Below are 16,245 nucleotides of genomic sequence, written 5' to 3' on the forward strand. Positions count from 1 at the left end.
GCGAGCGGTGTATAAACACGTTGTTGGTCGTTTGCCGCGGCATCCGACCCTCTCGATTTCAGGTCTGCGTCGTGCGTCAGACGTTCTGCGTCGGGTGTGCGAGCGCCTTCGCCTTCAGGAGGTCGAACTCCTGCTGGGTGATGCTGCCGGAGTCGAGCAGGGCCTTGGCCTTCGCGATCTCATCGGAGGGGCTCGAGGTGCCTGCCGTCTGACGGATGTACGCGTCGGTGGCCGCCTGCGCCTGGCTGTACTCCTTCTGCGAGCGCTCGGCCATGCCCTTGCCGCGTGCGATCAGGTACACGAGGGCGGTCAGGAACGGCACGAAGATCAGGAAGATGACCCACACCGCCTTCCACCAGCCGTTGAGCTTGTGGTCGCGGAACAGGTCGCCGATGATGGCGAACAGCGCGAACAGATAGGCGATGAACGCGAACGCCCAGAGGAACCACCAGATCAGATCCCAGAAACTGTTCCAGAAACTCATGAATTTGCAGCCTTTCACTGTGTGCGCCCCCCATGAGCGCCGCTGAGGCGAACCTATCGCTTCGCGTGCGCTCGCGTCTATCGCACGTCGCGCGGTAACGTCGCCACAGGGAGGGTGAGCATGGCTGACTGGTGGGCGTCGATCGACCTCGACGACGTGAGCATCGCCGGCATCGTGCTGACCCTGCTCGCGACCTGGATCGTCGCGGTGCTCGCTCCGCCCACGCCCCTGACGCCCCCGGAGGAGATCTGACCATGAGCCTCGCCACGCCGCCCCGCGACCCCGCCGTCACCCCGAAGCGGCTCGTCGTGCTCGCCCTCCCCGCCCTCGCGATCGGCGTGATCTCCGCTCTCGTGCTCTGGGCGCTCAACGGCCTCGCCGGGATGCTCGAGACGGTGCTGTGGGATGCGATCCCGAATGCGCTCGGCGTCGATCCGTCGGGCTGGTGGATCGTGCTCGTGCTCACCCTCACCGGGCTCGCCGTGGGGCTCGTGCTGCGGTTCGTACCGGGTCACGGCGGCCCCGACTCGGCGACGACCGAACTCGTGGAAGAGCCGCAACCGCTCCGCAACCTGCCCAGCGTCATCCTCGTGACCGTGCTCGCGCTCGCCGGGGGCGTGAGCCTCGGCCCCGAGAACCCGATCATCGCCGTGAACACCGCACTCATGGTCGCCGCGGTCGCGCGGCTGATGCCGGCGGTGCCCAGAGAGCTCACGGTGATGCTCGCCGCCTCGGCGACGATCGGGGCGCTCTTCGGCACCCCGGTGGCGGCCGCCCTCGTGTTCACGGGCATCGTCGCGGCGCTGAAGTCCGGAGGAGCCCTGTGGGATCGCCTCTTCCTTCCGCTCGCCGCGGCGGGTGCGGGCGCCTTCACCATGCATCTGCTCGGTCAGCCCTCGTTCGCGTTCGACATCCCCGTCTACGGGACCCCGCAGGCGCTCGACGCGCTCACCGGCGCCGTCGTCGCGGTCGGCGCAGCGGTCATCGGACTCGCGATGCTCGCCGCGTTCCCGATCGTCTATCGGGCCATGCACTCGCTGCGGCACCCGGTGCTCATCGCCACCACGGGCGGCCTGCTCCTCGGGCTCCTCGGCCTGCTCGGCGGGCCCATCACGATGTTCAAGGGCCTCGACCAGGTCGGCGAATTGCTCCAGGACCCCGACAAGTACGACGCCGGCCAACTCGCCGCCATCGCGGGCATCAAGATCATCGCCCTGCTCGTCGCGGCGAGTTCGCTGTTCCGTGGCGGCCGGGTCTTCCCTGCGACCTTCATCGGGGTGGCGCTCGGCATGCTCGGCAACGCGCTGATCCCGTCGTTGCCTCTCGCTCTCGCCGTCGGCTGCGCCGTCGTCGGGGTGCTCCTCGTCGTGACCCGCGACGGATGGATCTCGATCTTCGTCGCCGTCGCGATCACCGGCGACGTCACGATCCTGCCGATGCTGTGCATCATCGTGCTGCCCGCCTGGCTCCTCGTGACCGGGGCGCCCGAGTTCCGGATCGCGAAGCCGAAGCGCACCGAAGCGCCTGCCGAACGAGGGGGAGCGTAAGTGCAGAAACCACTGGCGGGACTCACCCGCAAGAACGCGGTCCGTGAACTGACCGCGGGCGTCACACTCCTGGCGATCGCGATCCCGCTGAACATCGGCTACGCGCAGATCGCCGGCCTGCCGCCGACCGCGGGCCTGTACGCCCTCATCGTGCCGACCGTCATCTACGCGCTCGTCGTCTCCTCGCGCCAGCTGGTCGTGTCGCCGGATGCCGCGGCCGCCGCCCTCGTCGCGTCATCCCTCGGCGGCCTCGCCACGGCGGGCAGTGCCGACTACTCGACGCTCGCGCTCGCGCAGGCGATCATCTGCGGCATCCTCTTCGTGCTCATGTCGGTGTTCAAGCTGGGCTTCATCGCGAACTTCCTCTCGAAGCCGATCCTCGTCGGCTTCGTCGGCGGTCTCGCGCTCGACATCCTCGTGAGCCAGATCGCGAAGATGCTCGGCGTGAAGATCGACTCGGGCGGCGAGTTCGTCGACAAGGTCGTCGGGCTCGTCTCCGGCATCGGCACGGCGAACATGTGGTCGCTCGCCATCGCGGCGACGTCGGTGACGGTGCTCATCGTCGGTCAGCGGTTCCTGGGGCTCGTGCCGTGGGCGCTCATCGTGCTCATCGTCGCGACGATCACGGTCGTGCTCGCCGACCTCGACGACGCCGGGGTCGACGTGCTCGGCGAGGTGCCCGCCGGCCCGCCGGCGCTCACCTGGCCGGTCATCGACTGGTCGATGTGGCTCATGCTCGTGCCCTCGGCGATCGCCCTCACGATGGTGACGACGGCCGAGGGGCTGCTCGTCTCGCGCGCCTACGGCGAGCGGCGCAACTACCCGACCCGACCGAACCGCGACCTCTTCGCCTTCGGCCTCGGCAACATCGCGGCCGGAGCGAGCGGCAGCTTCTCGATGGGGTCGTCGACCTCGCGCACCGCGGCGATGGACCAGGCGGGCTCCCGCACCCAGTTGCCCTCGCTCGTGCTCGCGGCCGGCACCCTCCTGCTCCTGCTGTTCGGCACGGCCCTGCTCGCCGACATCCCCTCACCCGCGATCGGAGCGATCGTCGGCGTCGCGATCCTGCCGCTGCTCGGCATCACGGACTTCCGCATGCTGTGGCGCGTCGACCGCTTCGAGTTCGCGATCGCCGCCGCGTGCTTCCTCGTGACACTCTTCGTGGGTTCGATCCCCGGCATCCTGGTCGCGTTCGTGCTCGCCCTCGTCAACCTCGCCAAGCGTGCGGCGAACCCGCCGATCGACGTACTCGCGGCCGGCGACTCGCCCGCCGAGTCCCTGCTCGGTGAAGCGCCGACGGGCACCATGACGGCGCCGGGCGTGATCGTCGTGCGCCTCGCTGCGCCGCTCTTCTTCGCGAACGGTGCGGTCTTCGAAGACGCGGTGAAGAAGGCCGTGAAGGCCGTGCCCGAGGGTTCGGTGCGCCACTTCGTCATCGACATGGAGGCCGTCACCGACGTCGATGTCACCGGTGCCGAGGGGTTCACCGCGCTCGCCGAGTGGCTCGACGCGCGCGGCATCGAACTCGGCTTCAGCCGAGTGCGGCCCGATGCACGGGCGCGACTGACCCATCTCGGCCTGCTCGGCGACCGCCGTATCTTCGACACCAACCGCGCTGCGATCGCCGCGCTCTCCGACGCACAGCAGTAGACGCACCGCAGCACGAGACGACGGCGGCACGGCCGCCAGACAGGAGTACACACATGGGCGAGGTCATCGGAGGCATCCTGCCGCTCGCGGTCGGCATCGCGATCAGCCCGATCCCGATCATCGCGGCGATCCTCATGCTGCTCTCGCCGAAGGCGAAGGGCACCAGCGTCGGCTTCCTGATCGGCTGGGTGCTCGGCATCGTCGTCGCGGTCGTTCTCTTCACGCTGCTCGCCTCGATCATCCCCGAGCAGAACCCCGATGCCGCCAAGCCGATCGCCGGCGTCATCAAGATCATCCTCGGCGCCGGTCTGCTGCTGCTCGCGGTGAAGCAATGGCGCAGTCGCCCGAAGCCGGGTGAGGAACCGGCGCTGCCGAAGTGGATGTCGGCGATCGACCAGCTGACGGCGGCGAAGGGTCTCGGCCTCGGCTTCCTGCTCTCGGCGGTCAACCCGAAGAACCTGCTCATGGCCGCGGGCGCCGGCGTGATCATCGGCACGGGCGGCCTGAGCGGCGGCGAGATCACGCTCGTCGTCGTGATCTTCACGCTCATCGCCGCGTGCTCGGTCGCGATCCCCGTGATCGCCTACCTGCTGGCGTCGAAGAAGATGGCGGCGCCGCTCGAGTCGCTTCGCGGCTGGCTCGTGCACAACAACGCGACCGTGATGGCGGTGCTGCTGCTCGTCATCGGCGTCGTCATGATCGGCAAGGGCATCGGGAACTTCTGATGACGGATGTCGCGGGCTCCCGTGTTCGGCGGGATCGGGGTTCACGGGGCGCCGGCCTCGCATACGGCACGAGGGTGCTGATCACGCTCGCCGCGGCCGTCGTGGTGTTCGTCGGGGTGTGGTTCGCCCGCGACATCCTCGCCCCGGCCGCGGTGGCCGCGGTCGTCGTGATCATCGCCCATCCGGTGCGCCGCCCACTCGAGCGCCGCGGCTGGCCGAGCTGGCTCGCGACGACCGCGGTGATCGTCGTCGCGTACCTGATCCTCGCCGTGCTCGGAACGCTGCTCGTCGTGGCATCCGCGCAGTTCATCGGCATGCTGCCCGACTACGCGGCTCAGCTGACCGAGACCGTCAAGGCGGTCTACGACTGGCTCACCTCGCTCGGCTTCACGAGCCAGGCGGCGTCGTCGGCGGCTGCGGCGATCGATCCGAAGACGCTCTTCACCTTCGCCGCGGGGGTCGCCGACGCCGTGCTCGGAGCCGCGACCGCGTTCTTCTTCGTGCTGGCCTACGTCATCTTCATGGCGGCCGATGCCTCGAGCCTCAGTCGAAGCGACCGGGTCTTCGCCACCGCAGCCGCCGACATGATCGGCAGCCGCTACTTCTCCGGCGTGCGCCGCTACTACGTCGTGAACGCGAGCTTCGGTCTCGTCGTCGCCGTGCTCGACGGCCTGTTCCTCTGGTGGGTCGGCGTGCCGGTGCCGATCGTCTGGGCGATCCTCGCGTTCGTCACGAACTTCATCCCGAACATCGGTTTCGTGATCGGCCTCATTCCGCCGGCGGTGCTCGCCCTCGTGGTCGGCGGGTGGCCGCTCGCCCTCGCCGTGGTCGCCGCGTACTGCGTCATCAACGTCGTGCTGCAGGTGCTCGTGCAGCCGAAGTTCGTGAGCGACGCGGTGGGGCTCAGCCTCACGCTCACCTTCTTCTCGGTCGTGTTCTGGACGCTCGTGATCGGCCCGATCGGGGCGATCCTCTGCATCCCGCTGACGCTGCTCGTGCGTGCGCTGCTGCTCGAACCCGACCGTGGGGCCCGGCCGCTTCGACGGCTCTCGGGCGACCCGCAGGCGCGCTGATCCGGTCGTTCGCCGGGGATTCACCGTGGACTCTGGCGCACGAGGGCGATGCGCGCGTATTCTGCAACCACGTGAGATTGGGGAGATCATGGCGGAGTTCGAATACGGCCCGGTGGAGCTGTATCTGGTGGGGTTCGAGGGCGACAGGCCCGACGCAGGCACGCTCGAGGCGATCGGCGAACTGGTCGAGGGCGGTGAGATCCGGCTGCTCGACTTCCTCGTGATCTCGCGCGAACCCGACGGCTCGGTGCTGATCACCGAGTTCGAGCAGGTGAGCGACGAGTACGGGTTCGGCTCCGTCGAGCTCGAGGCGATCGGCCTCGTCGCCGAAGAAGACGCCCAGGAACTCGCACAGGGGATCCCCCCGGGCACCTCGGGCGCGCTGCTCGCGGTCGAACTCGTGTGGGCCAAGCGCCTCGCGTCGAAGTTCGCCCAGTCGGGCGGCATCGTGCTGCAGACCGAGCGCATTCCCGCGCCGGTCGTGAACGCCGCGCTCGCCGAAGCAGAAGCAGAAGAGGAGTAGGAACATGCCGTTCAGGAGAATGGGACGCCCCGGGCTGATCGGCATGGCCGCTCGCACGGCCGTCGTCGCCGGCACCGCCACCGCCGTCAGCGGCGGCATGCAGCGTCGCCAGCAGGAGAAGGCGCAGGGCCAGTACGAGCAGCAGCAGTACGAAGCCCAGCAGCAGCAGGCGCAGATCGACGCTGCGGCGCAGCAGGCCGTGGCGCAGCAACAGGCGGCAGCGGCTGCTGCGGCGCCTCCTGCGGCAGCTCCGGCCGCGCCGGCCGCGCCGGCCGGCGGAGTCGACCTCGTCGGCGAGCTGCAGAAGCTCGCCGCGCTCCAAGAGCAGGGCATCCTCTCGCCCGAGGAGTTCGCGGCGGCCAAGGCGAAGCTGCTCGGCTGATCGGGTGAGCCGACACGCGAACGGGGTCAGCCTGCGAGCCTCCTGCGACTCCTGTCACCGGCTCGGCATGCCTGCCTACACTGAGGCATGACCGTCACCCTGAGGGGCGTCTCGACCGTCGTTCCGCCGACCGTGCTCGTGCAAGACGAAGTGCGCGACGTGTTCGCCGGGCAGCCGGGGCTGGGCCGCCTCGCGCAACGCATCGTCGCGACCTCGTTCAACGTGTCGGGCATCGAGACGCGCTACACCGTGCTCGATGAGTTGAGCCGCGACGCGCATCCCGACGTGCCCGTCTTCTTCGACATCGAGTCGGGCGAGCTGCTGCTGCCGGGCACGAAGGCGCGCAACGAGCTCTACGCCGAGCACGCGACGAAGCTCTACGTCGAGGCGGGCAGGCGCGCCATCGAGGCGACGCCGGGCATCGAGGCATCCGATGTCACGCATGTCATCACGGTCTCGTGCACGGGCTTCTACGCGCCCGGCCCCGACTTCATGATCGCCCGCGAGCTCGGGCTCGACCCCGGGGTCGAGCGCTACCACCTGGGATTCATGGGCTGCTACGCGTCGATTCCGGCGCTGCGCATCGCAACGCAATTGGCCAGAGCGGATGCCGCGGCGGTCGTGCTCGTCGTCAGCGTCGAGCTCTGCACGCTGCACCTGCGCACCTCGAACGACCCTGACACGATCGTCGCGTCGTCGCTCTTCGCCGACGGCGCCGGCTCGGGCATCGTCACCGCGCGACCGCTCGAACCGGGGGAGCGGGCTTTCGACCTCGACCGTTTCGCGACCCGCATCACACCCGTCGGCGAGGGCGACATGGCGTGGAAGATCGGCGACCACGGTTTCGAGATGGTGCTCTCGAACGCGATCCCCGCGATCATCGACGACCACATCACGGGGGCGCTCGAACCGCTCTTCGCGCACGATGATGCGCTCGCGGCGGCGCTCGCGAGCGACGGGTCGTCGCGCGCGGTCGAGCACTGGGCGATCCACCCCGGCGGTCGCAGCATCCTCGACAAGGTCGAGTCGCGGCTCGGGCTCACCGAGGCGCAGCTCGTGCCGGCGCGCGAGACGCTGCGCGACTACGGCAACATGTCGAGCGCGACGGTGCTGTTCGTGCTGCGCAACATCCTGCACTCGGATGCCGCCGCCGACGGCGACCGGGTCGCCGCGATGGCGTTCGGGCCGGGGCTGACCGTGGAGTCGGCGCTCATGACCGTGCGGGTGTGACGTGCGCACGCCAGGGTTGCCCGTCGCGGGGTCGCCCGCCGACGAGTCGCCCGTTGTGGTGTTCCCCGTTCAGGGGATTCTCGGCGCCACGCCGCTCCCATCCACCCTTGCACGGCGTGTCGCGCCGAATCCCCTGAACGGGGAACACCAGGACGGGCAACAGTGGTGGTGAGGGGGTTGGCGGCGCGGGATGCCGAGGCGAAGGAGCTGATGGACGGGGCCGACGCCGACCCCGTGATGCTCGCGAAGACGTACGAGCGGTTCCGGCTCGTGAACGCCGTGGTGTCGGGGGAGCGCGCCGTGTACCTGCGGTGGATCCGCCCGCGGCTCTCACCGGTCTGGGGCACCCGGCTGCTCGACATCGGGTCGGGCAGCGCGGACCTGCCGAGACGCCTGCTGCGCTGGGCGGCCGAGGACGGCCTGCGGCTCGAGATCACCGCGATCGACCCCGACGCGCGGGCGATGGCGTGGGCGTCGGCTCGGCCGCCGACCCCGGGGCTGACGCTCCGCCGGGCGATGAGCGGCGACCTCGTCGACGAGGGCGAGCACTTCGACCTCGTGGTCTCGAACCACGTGCTGCACCACCTCGACGGCCGCGAGTTCGGTGCGCTGCTGCGCGACAGCGAGCTGCTGCTCGGCCCCGGCGGGCTCGCCGTGCACGGCGACATCGAGCGCACGCGTCTCGGCTACGCGGGCTTCTGGCTCGGCACGCTGCCGTTCGCGCGCAATCTGCTCGCGGGCTCGTACATCAGACCCGACGGGCTGACCTCGATCCGCCGCAGTCACACGGCCGCCGAACTCGCGCGGGTGCTGCCCGAAGGTTGGGCGGTGCGGCGCGCGTTCCCGTCGCGACTCGAACTCGTCTGGGGAGCGGATGGCTGAGGCATCCGCTGCCCGCACGCGCTCCGACCCGCACGACGCGATGCACGACGTCGTCATCGTCGGCGGCGGACCCGTCGGGCTGCTGCTCGCGTGCCTGCTCGCACAGCGCGGCCGCGACGTCGCGGTGCTCGAGCGCCGCACCGAGCGGTCGGGCCGATCGCGGGCGATCGGCATCCACCCGCCCGGGCTGCGCGCACTCGGCCGGGTCGGGCTCGAAGCCGAGGTGCGGGGTTCCGGCGTCGAGATCCGCGACGGCCGCGTCACGTGCGAGGGCCGGGTGCTCGGGTCGATGTCGTTCGCGAAGGCGGGGTCGGTGTGGTCGCTGCCGCAGCTCGAGACCGAGGCGATGCTCGAGCGCCGACTCGCCGACCTCGCGCAGGGCGCGCTTCGGGCCGGGGTCGAGGTGCGCGGGCTCCGCGACCTCGGCACGCACGTCGAGGTCTCGGGAGACCGGGACGGCGCGCCGGTCGCGCTGCTCGCACGCTACGTGATCGGGGCCGACGGCGTGCGCAGCGGCATCCGGAACCTCGTCGGCCTCGGCTGGGCCCCGAGGCCGGGTCGTGCGCACTACGTGATGGGCGACACCCGCGACGACACCGGGGAGCCGGCGACGGCGCTGCTGCACTTCGAGCCGGCAGGCGTCGTCGAGTCGTTCCCCCTGCCCGGCGGGCGACGCCGGTGGGTCGCGTGGGTGCGCCGGCCGCCGCGTGAGGCCGGCCCAGGGCAGTTGGCCACGATCGTCGCCTCGCGCGTCGACGGCCGCTTCGACGTCGAGGCCGCCGCCGAACCGAGCGTGTTCGAGGCGCGGCAGCACCTGGCCGAGCGGATGCATCGTGGCCGCGTTGCCCTCGTCGGCGACGCCGCGCACGAGATCAGTCCCATCGGCGGGCAGGGCATGAACCTCGGATGGCTCGACGCGCTGCTGCTCGATCGCGAGCTCGAGCATGCGATCGAATCGGGTGCGCCCGACGACGCATTCGAGCGCTACGACCGTGCGCGGCGGGCATCGGCGGCGCGCGCCATCAGGCAGGCGGCGTTCAACATGCGCATGGGTGCGCCGGCCGCCGGCGTGCGACTGCGCGCGCGCAATGCGGCCGTGCGAGCCCTCGCGGTGCCGCCCTTCCGGGCGGTGCTCGCGAGGGCGTTCACGATGCGCTGGCTGTAGGCGTTGTCGCCGTGTCGTGGCCGTGTCGTCGCCGATCGCCCGACAGCGCGCTGGGGCTCAGAGGGCGATGCGGGTGAGCCGGAACACCGGGATCAGGCGATCGGTCTTCACCTGGTAGTCGGCGTAGGGCGGGTAGGCCTCGACGGCTCGCGCCCACCAGACCGCGCGCTCCTCGCCGTCGAGCTCGCGGGCCTCGTAGTCGTGCTTCTCAGCGCCGTCCTGCAGTTCGACGTGCGGGTGCTTCTTCACGTTCCAGTACCAGACCGGATGCCTCGGCGCCCCGCCGAGCGAGGCGACGATCGCATACTCGCCGTCGTGCTCGACGCGCATCAGGGCGGTCTTGCGGAGCTTGCCGGACTTCGCACCGACCGTGGTGAGCACGATGATCGGCATGCCCCGCAGAGTGTTCGACGTCTCGCCGTTCGACGCCTCGAACGCCTCGGCCTGCTTGCGCGCCCACGCCGATGTGCCCGGCTCGTACTCGCCTTCCAACGGCATGCGTCCTCCTCGTTGTCTCCTCCGACGATAACTCCGTGCTGTCGCCGGCCATTCCGGTGGCCATGAATCGTGTCGCCCGGGCACGCCGACTCAGCGGTCGAGCGCGCGGATCGCGAGCCACGCGGCAGTGCGATCGTCGGGGTTGCCCATCGAGAGACCGGTGAGCTCCTCGATGCGGTGGATGCGGTTCGTGAGCGTCTGCCGGTGCACGCCCAGCTGCTCGGCGGCCACGCCCCATGAGCCGTGCTCGGCGAGATAGACGCGCAGCGTGCGGGTGAGTTCGCCGTGCAGTCCGTCGTCACCGCGCAGGGGATCGAGCACCTCGGCGAGGTGGGCGGTATCGCCGGCGTCGAGCCGGTCGAGCACGAGGGCGACCGTGGGCAGCGCGCGATAACGCGACACCGTGCGGCCGTCGGTGACGGCGACGTCGAGCGCCTGCCGTGCCTCGGCGGCGGTGCGGGCGAGGGCGTCGGATGCCGCGGGCGAGCCGAGCCCGAGGCGCAGCGGCGTACGGGCGTCGGCCGTGACATCTTCGACCCGGCGCACGAGATCGTCGACGCGGTCGTCGCGGAGGAAGCCGAGCAGATGACCGGGCTCCTCGGTGATGAGGTGCACGCTGCCGAGCTCGTCGAACCAGCGGGTCACGAGGCGTTCGAGGTCGACCGATTTCGATCTCGCGGTGAGCGCAAACCCCGTGAGTGAGCTCTCGTGCACGCCCCACCGGCGCAGCAGTGCGGCCGCAGCGGAGCCGCCCTCGAGCAGGGTGTCGATCATCACCTCGCGCCCGAGCCGCTCGGTCGTCGTGCGGTCGTGCGTGCGCAGGATGAGGTCGAGCAGTGCGGCGGCCTGCGAGGCGAGGTCGCGGCCGCGGCTCATCGCGGCCTCACGCGATGAGATCACGAGGTAGGCGCTCAGGTCTTCGCCCGTGCCGACGGGGTGCACCTGCAGGCCGGGGTGCCGCACGCGCACGGGCCGGCTGAATGCGACCGCCACCGCATCCCGCACGTGCAGCCCGCCCGCGCCTGCGGTCGAGATCACCTGCCCGTGGGGGTCGAGCAGCACCGCCCAGCCGTCGATGCGCCGGGCGAGCTCGGCGACGACCGCGCCGACGCCGCCGCGCCGCGCGACCTGGGTGAGCACCTTCGTGCCCGTGGTCACGAGCCGGTCTTCCGCGGCCTGGTCGGTCGCGAGCAGGGCGACGAGCAACGGGTGCAGCACGGCGTCGGATGCCTCGGCGCCGACGATCGCGGCGCCGCCGGTCGCCTCGACCGCACGTCTGAGAGCGCGGGTCGCGCCGTGGCTGACGAGCACCGCGCCACGCAACGCATCGGAGCGCGGGCCGCCGGTGGTGAGGGCCGACGCGAGGTGTTCGGCGCCCGCGACGACGAGGGTCGCGAAGCCGGGGTGGCCGACGACGCTGAACTCCTCGAGCCGGAGCGCTGAGTCGACCGGCGTCGCGGGCCCGACGCCGTCGCCGATGAGCTCGCCGCCGAGCACGCGGGCGATCGAGAGCACGTCACGGGCCATGCCATCGAGTGTACGTAATGCCGAGGCATCCGCTCATCATTCGACATTCTTCACAGTGACTCGGAGGGCCCGGCCTGCCTAGCATCGGGCGTACCCCAGCACTGATCCAAGGGAGCATCATGAAAGCCATCGTCTTCCGCGCACCGGAGACGCCGATCGAGGTCGCCGATGTCGAGCTCGCGGCCCCCAAGGCCGGCGAGGTTCGCGTCAAGATCGCGGCCGCGGGCGTCTGCCACTCCGACCTGCACGTGAAGCGAGGGGAGTGGGACGCCCCGGCACCGCTCGTCATGGGTCATGAGGGGTCGGGCGTGGTCGTCGAGCTCGGCGACGGCGTCACGTCGCTCGCCGTCGGCGACCACGTGGTGCTCTCGTGGGTGCCGCCGTGCGGCGAGTGCCGCTACTGCCGCTCGGGTCACGAGGCCCGCTGCCAGAAGGTCGCCACGGTCGTCGCGCCGAAGGGCGTACTCTTCGACGGCACCTCGCGGCTCTCGCAGGGCGAGGAGTCGCTGCACCACTACCTCGGCGTCTCGTCGTTCGCCGAAGAGGTCGTCGTACCGGCATCCGGCGCCGTGAAGGTGCGCGACGACGCCCCCCTCGACGTCGTCGCCGTCGTCGGCTGCGCCGTCGCGACCGGCGTCGGCGCGGTGCTCAACACCGCGGCCGTCGAGCCCGGTTCGACCGTCGTCGTGATCGGATGCGGCGGGGTCGGCCTGAACGTCGTGCAGGGTGCCCGCCTCGCGGGCGCCGAGCGCATCGTCGCCGTCGACGTGCGCGCCGACAAGACCGCGCTCGCCGTGCAGTTCGGCGCCACCGACCAGATCGACGCGTCGCAGGTCGACGCGGTCGAGGCGCTCTTCGCGCTCATCCCCGACGGCGTCGACTACGCGTTCGACGCGATCGGGCGCACGTCGACCACCGAGCAGGCGATCCGCATGCTCGGCCTCGGCGGCGCCGCCGTGATCGTCGGGCTGCCGCCGACCGGTGCGAAGGCCTCGTTCGAGCCGCTCGTGCTCGCCGAGGCCGACCAGCGCATCCTCGGCTCGAACTACGGCTCGGTGCGCCCCTCCATCGACATCCCCGCGCTCGTCGACCGCTACATGGACGGCCAGCTCAAGCTCGACCCGCTGATCTCGGCGCGCCGCCCGCTCGCCGAGGCCGCCGAGGCATTCGACGACCTCGAATCCGGCGAAGCACTCCGCACGCTCCTCATCCCCTGACCGCTGCAGTACCCGACTCACTGGAGAGTTCCCCATGACCACACCCACCACCGAAGCGCCGGCCGCCCGAGCCGACGCCCCCACCGACGCCGGGCTCCGCCGCGGCGTCATGAGCGGCCCCGAGCTCGCGGCGCAGGCGATCGCCAACATCGCCCCGAGCGCGGTCATCGCGTTCACCGCGGCCGGCATCTTCATCGGCGCCGGCAACGGCACGATGCTCTCGTTCGTGCTCGCGACGATCGTGATCCTCGCCGTCGGCTACTGCGTCGCCGTGTTCGCCAAGAAGCACGCGTCGGCGGGCTCGCTCTACACCTACGTCGCGAAGGGCCTCGGCCCGTTCGGCGCGTACCTTGCGGGCGTCGCCCTGCTCATCGGCTGCTGGGGCATCGCCGCCGGATCACTCGGCGGTTCGGTCTCGTACTTCAACCAGTTCCTGCTGCTCATCGGCGTGCCGTTCGAGGGCGTCGCCGCGCAGATCACGCTCGCGATCGTGCTCGGCGGGCTCGCGACGCTCTTCACGATTCGCGGCATCCGCCTCTCGGCGCGCGTCTCGCTCGTGCTCGAGCTCGTCTCGGTCGCGATCATCCTCGTGCTGCTCGTGCTCGCCCTCGTCTGGGCCGGCCCGAACGCGTGGGACCCGGCGCAGTTCTCGCTCGAGGGCGTGCCGTTCCAGGGCGTCGCCGCGGGCATGGTGCTCGGCATCCTGGGCTTCGTCGGCTTCTCGTCGGCCGACGCCCTCGGCCGTGAGGCGAAGAACCCGTACAAGGCGATCCCCCGCGCGATCATGTGGAGCGCCCTCGGCGTCGGCGTGCTCTACGTCTTCTCGGCGTACACGCAGATCGCGATCCTCGGCGACGACCTCGCCACGGTCGCGAGCCCGCTCGAGGCGATCTCGGCGCAGATCGGCATGCCGGCCTGGTTCGGCCCGGTGCTCACCTTCGGCGTCGGCGCCTCGTTCTTCGCCGTCGTCGTGGCCCCGCTCAACGTCGTCGGCCGCATCATCTACGTGATGGGCAAGGAGGGCGTCGTCGCCGAGCGCTTCGGCCGCACTCACGACCGTCACCTCACGCCGCACCGCGTGCTGCTCGTCGCCGGCCCCGCCGCGATCGTGCTCGACATCGTGCTGCTCGCGATGGGCGTGCACCCGATGGAGATCGTCGTGTGGGTCGACACCTACGGCACCTACGGCTACATGGTCGCCTACGCCCTCGTCGCGATCGCCTGCGTCGTCTACACGCGCCGCGAGCAGATGCGCAACGGCCTCGTCTGGGTGTGCGCCGTCGTCGCCGTCGTCGCCATGGTCTACGTGTTCTTCGCGAATGTGTGGCCGGTGCCGGCGTGGCCGCTGAACGTCATCCCGTACCTGTTCCTCATCACGATGATCGCCGCGCTCGCCTGGTACCTGCACCTCGCCAAGCGTCGCCCCGAGGTTATCGCGAACATCGGCAACACCGAGACCGACGCGCTCGAGGGCGTCGGCTAGGCTCGCCGGCCCGACCCGGGCCTCGTCGCCGCCTCAAGCCCGGCGGCGAGGCTTCGGTGCAGACCCCGCGCCTCCCTGGGCTCCCCATACGCCATCGGGGAGGCGCGGGTCTGTTTCCGCGCATGCCCGGGCCCGCCGGGTGCGGACTCAGGACTGCGGACTCAGGACGCAGGAGTCAGCGGTGCGGGCCCACGACTCAGAGCTGCGGCCGCAGCACTTCGTAGGCCCAGGAGCCGAGCGTCGTCGGCGTGGTGCTCACCACGGACCGCGGCTGCTCGGCCGCGAAGCCGTCGCGCAGCCCGGTGGACATGCCCATCAGCGCGTCGATGAGAGTGTCGGGCAGGCCGACGCCCCGCATCCCGTCGCGCATCGACTGGTCCGGCATCCGCTCGACGCCGAGCGGCCGGCCGGTCGCCTCCGACACGATCTCGGCGACGCGCCGCCACGAGAGGTCCTCAGGCCCGTGCACGGCCTGCACGTGCCGGCCGTTCCACTCCGGCGAGAGCAGCCGGGTGGCGGCGACCTCGGCGATGTCGCGCGGGGCGACCCAGGCCATCGGCTGATCCACGGGAAGGATGATCTGCAGGCTGCCCGACCGCACCTCGTCGAGCTGGAGCTCGAGGTTCGTGAAGAAGTACCCGCAGCGCAGGTGGGTGACGTCGGCTCCGGTGGCATCCAATGCGACCTCGGTGGCGGCGAGCCCGTCGATCTCGCCGGCGCCGTGGCGCTTCTCGGCACCGACGCTGCTCTGGAAGACCACTCGCGCGATGCCGTTGCGCTCGACCGCTCGCACCACGCTCGCCGTGGCGCGGCGGTAGTCGTCGAGCGGGTCGGCGCTCGCCGCGGGCGGGTCCACCCAGTAGAGGGCGTCGACTCCGGATGTCGCTGCGCTCACGGCCTCGGCATCGAACTGGTCGACCGCGATCGCGTCCACCAGCAGTCGGATCCCGGGGTCGAGCCGATCGGGGTCGCGCGCCAGCACGAGGGGGCGCACCCCCGCCCGAACGAGCATGGCGACGACGTGTCGGCCGACATTGCCGGTCGGGGTGGTGACGGCGATTCGCATGTGTTGAGCCCTTTCATCGAGGCGAGAGCCCCAAGGTATCGGCGGTGGCGGACGGGTCGTGTCCGCCATTTCCCGCAGAATGGAGGAGTGGAGAGCGATCCGACCGCCCGCGCCCTGATCCTGCTGTCGGTGCTCCAGACCGGCGCCGACTGGAGTGCGGCCGCGCTCGCCGATCGCCTCGGCATCAGCGCATGAACCGTGCGGAGGGACGTCGATCGGCTCCGCGGGCTGGGCTACGCGATCACTGCGAAGCCCGGGCCGGGGAGCGCGTACCGGCTGGGCGCGGGGGCGACGATTCCGCCGCTGCTCTTCACCGCCGACGAGATCGGGGCGATCGTCGCGGGCCTGCGACTGATCGCGCCGCGTCTGCAGGGCGACGAGAGCGCGCAAGTCGCGCTCGCGAAGCTCGAACGGGTGCTGCCGCCCGGGCTGCGCCGCCGTGCCGACGCGGTCGACCTCGCCACCGAGGTGCTCGAAGAGGACCACGCCGTCGCGGCGAAGGACGTCGGCATCGTCGCCGACGCCGTGGCCGAGGCCGGACGCATCCGCTTCGCCTACCTCGACCGCAACGCGGCCTCGTCTGCGCGACTCGTCGACCCGTACCGCCATGTGCTCAGAGCTGGCCGCTGGTATCTCGTCGGCTTCGATCTCGGCCGCGACGAGTGGCGCACGTTCCGCTTCGACCGCATCTCCGGCGTCGAGCGCGTGCCCGGCACCTATCGGCGGCGGGAGTTCCCGGATGCCTCGATCGGCCGCTGGTTCACCACGGACTTCGGCAGGCTCGGCTGAGAGC

The 16,245-nt window shown here is 70.9% G+C and carries 17 protein-coding genes; 13 read left to right on the forward strand and 4 right to left on the reverse strand.

The genetic code is table 11. The annotated features are described in order from the left end of the window. Positions 1-76: 76 nt before the first annotated feature. Entirely contained in the window at positions 77-484 is a 408-nt protein-coding gene (locus tag ACWGST_RS14070) for a PLDc N-terminal domain-containing protein (protein ID WP_452047296.1), read from the reverse strand. A gap of 120 nt (positions 485-604) precedes the next feature. Between ACWGST_RS14070 and ACWGST_RS14075 the strand changes: the two genes are divergently transcribed. The 10 genes from ACWGST_RS14075 (at position 605) to ACWGST_RS14120 (ending at position 9,661) form a co-directional block, all read left to right on the forward strand. Continuing rightward, the gene (locus ACWGST_RS14075; RefSeq protein ID WP_452047297.1) at positions 605-736 is read left to right on the forward strand and encodes a hypothetical protein; all 132 of its coding nucleotides are present in this window, start codon (positions 605-607) and stop codon (positions 734-736) included. Positions 737-738: 2 nt separating this feature from the next. Beyond that, positions 739-2,031, forward strand: a complete 1,293-nt coding sequence (locus tag ACWGST_RS14080) for an ion channel protein (protein WP_452047298.1) — start codon at positions 739-741, stop codon at positions 2,029-2,031. After that, on the forward strand, positions 2,032-3,681 hold the full coding sequence (locus ACWGST_RS14085; protein ID WP_452047299.1) for a SulP family inorganic anion transporter: 1,650 nt from the start codon (positions 2,032-2,034) through the stop codon (positions 3,679-3,681). 53 nt (positions 3,682-3,734) lie between these two features. Then, positions 3,735-4,406, forward strand: coding sequence for a GAP family protein (locus tag ACWGST_RS14090; protein WP_452047300.1), 672 nt, complete (start codon positions 3,735-3,737; stop codon positions 4,404-4,406). Then, the gene (locus ACWGST_RS14095; protein ID WP_452047301.1) at positions 4,406-5,479 is read left to right on the forward strand and encodes an AI-2E family transporter; all 1,074 of its coding nucleotides are present in this window, start codon (positions 4,406-4,408) and stop codon (positions 5,477-5,479) included. The genes ACWGST_RS14090 and ACWGST_RS14095 overlap by 1 nt, the downstream gene beginning before the upstream one ends. Positions 5,480-5,567: 88 nt before the next feature. After that, positions 5,568-6,002 carry a DUF6325 family protein gene (locus ACWGST_RS14100; protein WP_452047302.1) on the forward strand — a complete coding sequence of 145 codons (435 nt, stop codon included), beginning with the start codon at positions 5,568-5,570 and terminating at the stop codon, positions 6,000-6,002. Between the two features lie 4 nt (positions 6,003-6,006). Beyond that, entirely contained in the window at positions 6,007-6,384 is a 378-nt protein-coding gene (locus ACWGST_RS14105; RefSeq protein WP_452047303.1) for an SHOCT domain-containing protein, read from the forward strand. Between the two features lie 87 nt (positions 6,385-6,471). Beyond that, entirely contained in the window at positions 6,472-7,614 is a 1,143-nt protein-coding gene (locus ACWGST_RS14110; protein ID WP_452047304.1) for a type III polyketide synthase, read from the forward strand. 168 nt (positions 7,615-7,782) lie between these two features. Then, the gene (locus ACWGST_RS14115; RefSeq protein WP_452047305.1) at positions 7,783-8,496 is read left to right on the forward strand and encodes a methyltransferase domain-containing protein; all 714 of its coding nucleotides are present in this window, start codon (positions 7,783-7,785) and stop codon (positions 8,494-8,496) included. After that, the gene (locus ACWGST_RS14120; RefSeq protein WP_452047306.1) at positions 8,489-9,661 is read left to right on the forward strand and encodes an FAD-dependent oxidoreductase; all 1,173 of its coding nucleotides are present in this window, start codon (positions 8,489-8,491) and stop codon (positions 9,659-9,661) included. Before ACWGST_RS14115 ends, ACWGST_RS14120 begins: the two co-directional genes overlap by 8 nt. 57 nt (positions 9,662-9,718) lie before the next feature. Here the strand turns inward: ACWGST_RS14120 and ACWGST_RS14125 are convergent, their stop codons facing one another. Together ACWGST_RS14125 and ACWGST_RS14130 are read right to left on the reverse strand one after the other, a co-directional pair. Then, the gene (locus ACWGST_RS14125) at positions 9,719-10,159 is read right to left on the reverse strand and encodes a nitroreductase family deazaflavin-dependent oxidoreductase (RefSeq protein WP_452047307.1); all 441 of its coding nucleotides are present in this window, start codon (positions 10,157-10,159) and stop codon (positions 9,719-9,721) included. 90 nt (positions 10,160-10,249) lie between these two features. Then, positions 10,250-11,686 carry a PucR family transcriptional regulator gene (locus ACWGST_RS14130; RefSeq protein ID WP_452047308.1) on the reverse strand — a complete coding sequence of 479 codons (1,437 nt, stop codon included), beginning with the start codon at positions 11,684-11,686 and terminating at the stop codon, positions 10,250-10,252. A 119-nt stretch (positions 11,687-11,805) separates the two neighbouring features. Between ACWGST_RS14130 and ACWGST_RS14135 the strand changes: the two genes are divergently transcribed. Next, a complete protein-coding gene (locus ACWGST_RS14135) occupies positions 11,806-12,903 on the forward strand; it encodes an alcohol dehydrogenase catalytic domain-containing protein (protein ID WP_452047309.1) in 1,098 nt (365 codons plus the stop codon). Positions 12,904-13,012: 109 nt separating this feature from the next. After that, entirely contained in the window at positions 13,013-14,386 is a 1,374-nt protein-coding gene (locus tag ACWGST_RS14140) for an APC family permease (RefSeq protein WP_452047321.1), read from the forward strand. A 196-nt stretch (positions 14,387-14,582) separates the two neighbouring features. On the opposite strand, the gene ACWGST_RS14145 is transcribed toward ACWGST_RS14140, so the two are convergent. After that, positions 14,583-15,452 carry an NAD(P)H-binding protein gene (locus ACWGST_RS14145; protein ID WP_452047310.1) on the reverse strand — a complete coding sequence of 290 codons (870 nt, stop codon included), beginning with the start codon at positions 15,450-15,452 and terminating at the stop codon, positions 14,583-14,585. 198 nt (positions 15,453-15,650) lie between these two features. Here ACWGST_RS14145 and ACWGST_RS14150 point away from each other — a divergent pair, with 198 nt between their 5' ends. Then, a complete protein-coding gene (locus tag ACWGST_RS14150; protein ID WP_452047311.1) occupies positions 15,651-16,241 on the forward strand; it encodes a helix-turn-helix transcriptional regulator in 591 nt (196 codons plus the stop codon). Positions 16,242-16,245 lie beyond the last annotated feature (4 nt).

The sequence above is a fragment of the Agromyces sp. NPDC055520 genome (assembly GCF_053619715.1).